The following is a 6,939-nucleotide window of genomic DNA, read 5'->3' on the forward strand; positions in this document are numbered from 1 at the left end:
TTCGGCCTCAAAGCCCATGGGTTTGAGCAGCTCTGCGGTGCGCTCGGCGTGCGGGGCGTTGTTGCCAGGTGGCGTGTCGGTGGGCACCTGCACCAGGGCCTGTAAGAACTTGACCTGTTCATCAAAGTGCGCGTCGATCCAGGCGTCGAGTTGTTGGTATTGGGCTTGGGCTTCGGTAGCGCTCATGACAGTTCCTGAGAGAGTTGATTCAAAACATGGGTGAAGGCATCGACGCAAAGCTGCATGTCATCGCTGGTGGTCGATTCGAGCGGGTTGTGGCTGATGCCTGCGTTTTCGCCGCGCACAAACAGCATGGCCTGCGGCATGACTTCGTGCAGTTTCATGGCGTCGTGGCCTGCGCCACTGGGCAGTTTGAACAGCGGCACGCCCAGGGCGGTCACGGCACGTTCCCAGCGCGCTTGCCATTCAGGGGCACTGGGCGCAGCGGCGGCGCTCATGGTCAGCTCGGCTTTCACGCGCACGCCGCGGCGCTCGGCAATGGCCTGCAGTTGCGCCAGGATGTCGGCCACCAGCGCATCGCGCTGTGCATCGGTGGGCGCACGCATGTCCAGGCTGAACAAGCAGCGACCAGGCACCACATTGATCGAGCCATTGGGCACCTGCAGTTGGCCGATGGTGGCCACGCTGTCGCCGTCTTGTGCGGCGCGTTGCTCCATGTAGAGCGCCAGTTCAGCCACGGCGCAAGCCGCATCACGGCGGCGGTCCATGGGGGTGGTGCCCGCGTGGCTGGCGGTGCCGATCACCTCGCACAGGTAGCGCACGCTGCCGTTGATGGACGTCACCACGCCCAGCGGGATGTTCACTTCGTTCAGCACCGGGCCTTGCTCGATGTGCACTTCGACAAAGCCCAGATACTGCGCCGGGTCGCGCTGGATTTTGGGGATGTCGTCCACACACAGGCCGGCATGCTGCATGGCGGCGCGCATGGTGATGCCGTCGGCGTCTTGCTGGTCCAGCCAAGCGGGGTTGAACTGGCCAATGAGGGCGCCCGAGCCCAGGAAGGTGGCCTTGTAGCGCTGGCCTTCTTCTTCGGAAAAGGCCACCACCTCGATGCCGAAAGGCAGGCGTTTGCCCTGCTGGTGCAACTGCTGCACACAGGCCATGGGCACAAAGATGCCCAGGCGACCGTCGTATTTGCCGCCGTTGCGAACGCTGTCGTAGTGTGAGCCTGTGAGCAGGTATTGAGCACCGCTCTTGGCGGGGTGGTAGCGCCCGACCACGTTGCCCACAGCATCGATGTGCACTTCGTCAAAACCGCAGTCGTGCATGTTTTGGCTAATGCGTTGGGCGCAAGCCCGGTGTGCATCGGTCAGATAGGTCACAGTAAGTTGCCCCAGCTCTGCAAAGCCGGGGTCAGAGTGCTGTGCCAGCTTTTCTTGCCAGTCCCAGACCTGCTGACCCAGTGTGGGCTCCACACCGAATTTGTCATTCAGCCGGATCTCTACGATGCGGTGGATATTGCGCAGACATTCGGCCAGCTCGAAATCAGGGTGGCCGTGCAGGCGTCGCTCAAACGCTTCGATGATCTGCTGTTTGTTGTAACCCAGGCCACGCGGACCGCGCACCGCCAGGATGAAGGGCCAGCCGAACTTGGCGTTGTAGTCGGCGTTGAGCTTCTGGATCTTGGCAAATTCTTCGGGCGTGCAATCGGTCAGGCCTGCCTTGGTTTGCTCGTTCGTCGACTCGGCGGTCAGGCTTTTGCTGACCATGGCCTTGCCCGCCAGCTCGGGGTGGGCACGGATCAGGCCCAGTTGTGCGTCGCGACCGGCTTGCGCCAGCACCTCGGTCATGGCGTGTTTCAGGTGCGCCAGCGAGGTGAAAGGCCTCTGTTTGAGCGCTTGTTCGGCGATCCAAGGTGTGTGCTCGTAAAGGCCATCGAGCATTTGCGCGGCATCGGCTGGCGATGCTCTGTTGAGTTGTTCCAAGGTCAGGGGCATGCTGTGTCTCGCTGCGGGTGATGGTTTGTCATTCTGCGTAGGGGTGCGTTGTCTTCCAGTGCCGGGCAATGTCGATGCGCCGCGCCACCCAGACTTTGTCGTGTGACTGAATGTGGTCCAGAAATCGTTGCAGTGCGGTGATGCGCCCCGGGCGGCCGAGCAGGCGGCAATGCATGCCGATGCTCATCATCTTGGGCGCGTTGTCACCGTTGGGGTCACCCTCGGCATACAGCGCGTCAAAGCTGTCCTTCATGTACTGAAAGAAGGGGTCTGCATGCGAGTAACCCTGCGGCAGTGCAAAGCGCATGTCATTGCAGTCCAGGGTGTAGGGCACGATCAATTGAGGGGCCACCGTGCCGTCGGTTTTTTGGACTTTCATCCAAAAGGGCAGGTCGTCACCGTAATAATCGCTGTCGTATTCGAAGCCGCCAAAGTCGGCGACCAGGCGGCGTGTGTTGGGACTGTCGCGCCCGGTGTACCAACCCAGTGGCCGCTCGCCGGTGAGCTTTTGCAAAATGGCCATGGCTTCGGCCATGTGGGCGCGCTCGGTGGCTTCGTCGATGTTTTGGTAGTGGATCCACTTCAGGCCGTGGCAGGCGATGTCGTGGCCCAGCGCCTTGAAGGCGGCGGTCACATCGTCGTGCTTTTGCAGTGCGGTGGCCACGCCAAAGACGGTGAGCGGTAGGCCACGTTTTTCGAATTCGCGCAGGATGCGCCACACCCCGGCGCGCGAGCCGTATTCGTAAATGCCTTCCATGCTGATGTGCCGATCCGCAAAGGCGGGGGGGCTGAACATCTCGGACAAAAACTGCTCCGAGCCCGCATCGCCATGCAGCACCGAATTTTCGCCGCCTTCTTCGTAGTTCAACACGAATTGCACGGCCACACGGGCACCTCCGGGCCACTGGGCGTGAGGAGGGTTGCGGCCGTAGCCCTTGAGGTCACGGGGGTAGGGCAGGGTGGTGTCGTAGGTCTGCATGGTTTTACTGGAAGAAGGTCAGGACAAGGCCATGGCAATGTCTTGGGTGGGCACTTTGCGGTCGAAGGTCAGGCTGGCCTCGACATGGAGCAGGTGTTCGTGCATCAGGCGCACGGCCAGGTCTGAGTCTTTGGCTTCGAGCGCGGCCACGATCGTCACGTGTTCGTCGGTGGAATGCTCGGCCTCGTTGCGCGACTGGTACATCAGCGTGATCAGGGCGCAGCGTGAGATCAGCTCGCCCAGCACTTGGGCCAGCACGTCGTTGTGCATGAGTTCGGCCATGCGCACATGGAAGTCGCCCAGCAACTCGGTGCGGCCCGTGATGTCGCCCTGTGTCACGGCTTCACGTTCTTGCTTGATGTGTTCCTTCAGTGCGGTGATTTGTTCGGAGCTGACCTGTTTTGCAAATGCGCGGGTCATTTCTGCCTCCAGCATGCGTCGCACGGCAAAAACCTGCTGGGCCTCCTCGACCGACGGCGCGGCCACGAAGGCGCCGCGAGCAGGTTCCAGCCGGATCAGTCGGTTTTGGGACAATTGAAACAAGGCTTGCCGCACCAGAGTGCGTGAAACACCAAAGTGATCGGCCAGCTTTTGCTCGGCCAGCTTGGAGCCGGGCAAAAGCCGGTGCTCCACAATGGCGCGTGTGAGCGATTCGACGATGTGATGCGTGGTGGAGGTTTCCATGTCTCGCAGTCCCTTTCGGACGATGATCCTGGGTGTTTTGGGTCTTTTGTGGAAATCATAGCCACTAAAAGCAAAATTGTATACACTTCGGTCGACTGGTTCGATGCGGGCCAAAATGGCCTTTTCAAACCGCCTTCATTGCCCTCCAACCATCAAGACAAGCGAGCAAAACCATGGGATTGAGCACTCACGTTCTGGACACCATGCACGGCTGCCCCGCAGCCGGCATGCAGGTAGCCCTTTTCACCACCCAGGGCGATCAAGCCACCCTGGTCAAAAGCTTCACGCTCAACAGCGACGGCCGCAACCCAGACGGCATGCTGTACGACCACGCCAGCCTGCGCAAGGGCACTTACCGGCTGGTGTTCGATGTTGCCGGGTACTTCAAGGCGAAAGCCGTGGATTTGCCCGAACCCAACTTTTTAAACCAGGTCAGCCTCGACTTTGGCGTGGCCCACGAAGACCAGCATTACCACGTCCCCTTGCTGGTCAGTCCTTGGAGCTACTCGACCTACCGCGGGTCTTAAAACCAGGGGCGCTGACCCGAGTTCCAAGCGCATGGAAAGTTCTCGCTCGTTCAAAAAATTCGTCTGGCTTTGCCGACCCCCGTGACGATGGTCAATGCCACCACGGGCACTTGTGCCCACAAAGACCTCTATGACCCGGGGGTTGGGACCGTGTTCAAGCTGGATTGCACAAATGGCCGCACGGGTCGTTCGCCATGGGATCAATGCCAAAGTACCTGCTTCGTGCCCCCAAGGAACGCGCCGTGCGATAAATCGGGATCTGACCCCAATTAATCGCAAGAATTGTTACCTCAGGTTGGGCGAGGTTCTTTAAAATCTGTTGCTTACCGATTTACCTAAACCTCCCCTCCACATGACCCAAGTCACCAACACTGTGCGCTTTGTGCTCGACGGCCGCATCGTCGAAGCCCAAGGCGAGCGCCGAACCACCACCGTTCTGGACTATTTACGCGAGCAACTTCACCGCACCGGGACCAAAGAGGGCTGCGCTGAGGGCGATTGCGGCGCTTGCGTGGTGATGGTGGGCGAGCTCAACGCCGCTGGCACCGGGGTGGACTATGTGGCCACCAACTCTTGCATCCAGTTGCTGCCTTCGCTGGACGGCAAATCGGTCAAGACCGTCGAGAGCCTGAAAAAGGCCGATGGCAGCTTGCACCCGGTGCAGGAAGAAATGATCAAGTGCCACGGCTCGCAGTGCGGCTTTTGCACCCCCGGCATCGTGATGAGCCTGGTCAACCTGGTGCAGGTGCTGCCCGTGCCCAATCGCCAGCAGATCACCGACTCGCTTAGCGGCAACCTTTGCCGATGCACCGGCTACAAGCCGATCATCGAATCGGCCACCAAGGCTTGCGCCAAACCCGAAGCCCTCAAGCTCGACGACAGCGCCGATGTGCCGCTGCTCCAACAAATCAAGCGCTCCAGTGTGCCCACACTCAGCCTGGACGGCGACATCATCGTGCAGCCCGTGGTGCGCACCAAGAAGGGCAACGAATTCGTCTCGCCTGCCACCCTGGCCGAAGTGGCCGACTACCTGGTCAAGAACCCCAGCACCACGCTGCTGGCCGGCAGCACCGAAATCGGTCTGCAGGTGAACAAGCAGTTTGTGCGCCCTGACCACATCATGTATTTGGGCAATGTGGCCGAGCTGCGCCAAGTGACAGAAACCGCCAGCAGCTGGCGCATTGGTGCTGCCGTATCGCTGACCACCACCGAGGCCTTGCTGGCCAAGGCCTACCCTGATTTTGTGGAAGTGCTGCGCCGCTTTGGCTCACCCCCCATCCGGTCGACAGCCACCTTGGCGGGCAACATCGCCAACGGCTCGCCGATTGGCGACACCATGCCTTGCTTGATCGCGCTGGGGGCCACTTTGGTGCTGCGCCGGGGTGAAAAAACCCGCAGGGTCTTGTTGGAAAACTTTTACACGGGCATGAAGAAAAACGTGCTCGAAGCCGGTGAGTTCATTGAAGCCATTGAGTTGGCCAAGCCGATGGCAGGTCAGGTCTTTCGCGCTCACAAGGTGAGCAAGCGTTTTGAGCAAGACATCTCGGCCACCTGCGCGGCCATCAGCTACTCGCTCAAGGGCGGCAAGCTCAGCGGTGTGAAGCTGGCCTACAACGGCTTGGCCCCGTCGCCATGCCGCGCGCCAAAACTTGAGGCGGTGCTGGAAGGCCAATTTCCTGCTGATGTGAAAGCGGCCGACCTGGATGCCGCCATTGCCAACAGCTTTACGGCCCGCGATGGCCTGCGCGCCACCTGGGCTTATCGTGCTTTGGTCGCGCGCAATTTGGTGCTTGAATTCATCGAAGAAAAAACGAAAGAGGTGGCTTGAATGAACGCTCCTACCCCCATCAAAAACCTGTTGCCCGAATCGGGTGTTCAACAAGGCACCGACGTCGTGCACGAGTCGGCGCACCTGCACGTCACGGGTTCGGCCACTTACATCGACGACATTCCCGAGCATGCAGGCACTTTGTATGCAGCGCTGATTTTGTCGCCCGTGGCGCATGGCGATTTGATCGGTGACGGCATTGACCGCGCCGCAATCTTGCGTGAGCACGGCGTGGTGGCGGTCTACACCGCCAAAGACATACCCGGTGAAAACAACTGCGGCCCGATCGTGCACGATGACCCTTTCCTGGCCGCAGGCAAGGTCGAGTTTCTCGGCCAGGCCGTGGCCGTGGTGGTGGCGCGTGACATGCTCTACGCCCGCGAAGCCGCGAAAAAAGCCAAGGTGCTGGTGAAAGAACTCACGCCCATCCTCACGGTGGAAGAGGCGATGGAAGCCAACAGTTTCATCATGCCGCCCAAAGGCATCACCCGCGGCGATGCCGCTGCCGCCATTGCCAGCGCCCCGCACAAGATCAAGGGCACGACCCGCACCGGCCAGCAAGAGCAGTTTTATCTGGAAGGCCAGATCACCTATGCGGTGCCAAAAGAAGATGGCCAGCTCACGCTGTACGTGTCGACCCAGCACCCCGATGGCAACCAACGCGAAGCCGCGCACGCCCTGAACCTGCACACCAACGATGTGGAGGTGATTTGCCGCCGCATGGGCGGTGGCTTTGGCGGCAAGGAGGGCAACGCCAGCATCTTCAGCCAGAGCGCTGCTTTGGCCGCGTTCAAGCTGCAAAAGCCCGTCAAGCTGCGCGTCAACCGCGATGACGACATGACCATCACCGGCAAGCGCCACGATTTCCGCATCGACTACGAGGTGGGATTTGACGACACAGGCCGTGTTTTGGGCGCTGACATCACCCTCATGTCGCGCTGCGGTTACAGCACCGATTACTCC

6 protein-coding genes and 1 pseudogene are annotated in these 6,939 nt (G+C 60.5%); 3 read left to right on the forward strand and 4 right to left on the reverse strand.

Annotation, left to right across the window (positions count from 1 at the left end):
- The 4 genes and pseudogenes from ACIQ3A_RS12830 to ACIQ3A_RS12845 form a co-directional block, all read right to left on the reverse strand.
- A pseudogene (locus ACIQ3A_RS12830) lies at window positions 1-186 on the reverse strand (peptidase M20); the annotation flags it as partial.
- The gene (gene uraD, locus ACIQ3A_RS12835) at window positions 183-1,958 is read right to left on the reverse strand and encodes a 2-oxo-4-hydroxy-4-carboxy-5-ureidoimidazoline decarboxylase (RefSeq protein ID WP_396432120.1); all 1,776 of its coding nucleotides are present in this window, start codon (window positions 1,956-1,958) and stop codon (window positions 183-185) included. The gene uraD and the pseudogene ACIQ3A_RS12830, both read right to left, overlap by 4 nt.
- A gap of 28 nt (window positions 1,959-1,986) precedes the next feature.
- Window positions 1,987-2,937, reverse strand: a complete 951-nt coding sequence (puuE, locus tag ACIQ3A_RS12840) for an allantoinase PuuE (RefSeq protein WP_396432121.1) — start codon at window positions 2,935-2,937, stop codon at window positions 1,987-1,989.
- Window positions 2,938-2,955: 18 nt separating this feature from the next.
- Window positions 2,956-3,621: a GntR family transcriptional regulator gene (locus ACIQ3A_RS12845; protein ID WP_396432122.1), complete on the reverse strand. Its 666-nt coding sequence runs from the start codon at window positions 3,619-3,621 to the stop codon at window positions 2,956-2,958.
- 173 nt (window positions 3,622-3,794) lie between these two features.
- Here ACIQ3A_RS12845 and uraH point away from each other — a divergent pair, with 173 nt between their 5' ends.
- The 3 genes from uraH to ACIQ3A_RS12860 all read left to right on the forward strand — a co-directional run.
- Window positions 3,795-4,148: a hydroxyisourate hydrolase gene (uraH, locus tag ACIQ3A_RS12850; protein WP_396432123.1), complete on the forward strand. Its 354-nt coding sequence runs from the start codon at window positions 3,795-3,797 to the stop codon at window positions 4,146-4,148.
- Between the two features lie 352 nt (window positions 4,149-4,500).
- Window positions 4,501-5,976: a xanthine dehydrogenase small subunit gene (gene xdhA / locus ACIQ3A_RS12855; RefSeq protein WP_396432124.1), complete on the forward strand. Its 1,476-nt coding sequence runs from the start codon at window positions 4,501-4,503 to the stop codon at window positions 5,974-5,976.
- On the forward strand, window positions 5,977-6,939 hold a 963-nt coding region (locus ACIQ3A_RS12860; protein WP_396432125.1), incomplete at its 3' end, for a molybdopterin cofactor-binding domain-containing protein.

This window comes from Limnohabitans sp. (assembly GCF_044361985.1).
In the GTDB taxonomy this organism is placed as follows: Bacteria; Pseudomonadota; Gammaproteobacteria; order Burkholderiales; family Burkholderiaceae_C; genus Limnohabitans_A.

Excerpts from the sequence above, each read along its gene's own strand:
- uraH (WP_396432123.1), top strand. The coding sequence starts at position 3,795 with ATGGGATTGAGCACTCACGTTCTGGACACCATGCACGGCTGCCCCGCA.
- uraD (WP_396432120.1), bottom strand. The coding sequence starts at position 1,958 with ATGCCCCTGACCTTGGAACAACTCAACAGAGCATCGCCAGCCGATGCC.
- xdhA (WP_396432124.1), top strand. The coding sequence starts at position 4,501 with ATGACCCAAGTCACCAACACTGTGCGCTTTGTGCTCGACGGCCGCATC.
- ACIQ3A_RS12845 (WP_396432122.1), bottom strand. The coding sequence starts at position 3,621 with ATGGAAACCTCCACCACGCATCACATCGTCGAATCGCTCACACGCGCC.
- puuE (WP_396432121.1), bottom strand. The coding sequence starts at position 2,937 with ATGCAGACCTACGACACCACCCTGCCCTACCCCCGTGACCTCAAGGGC.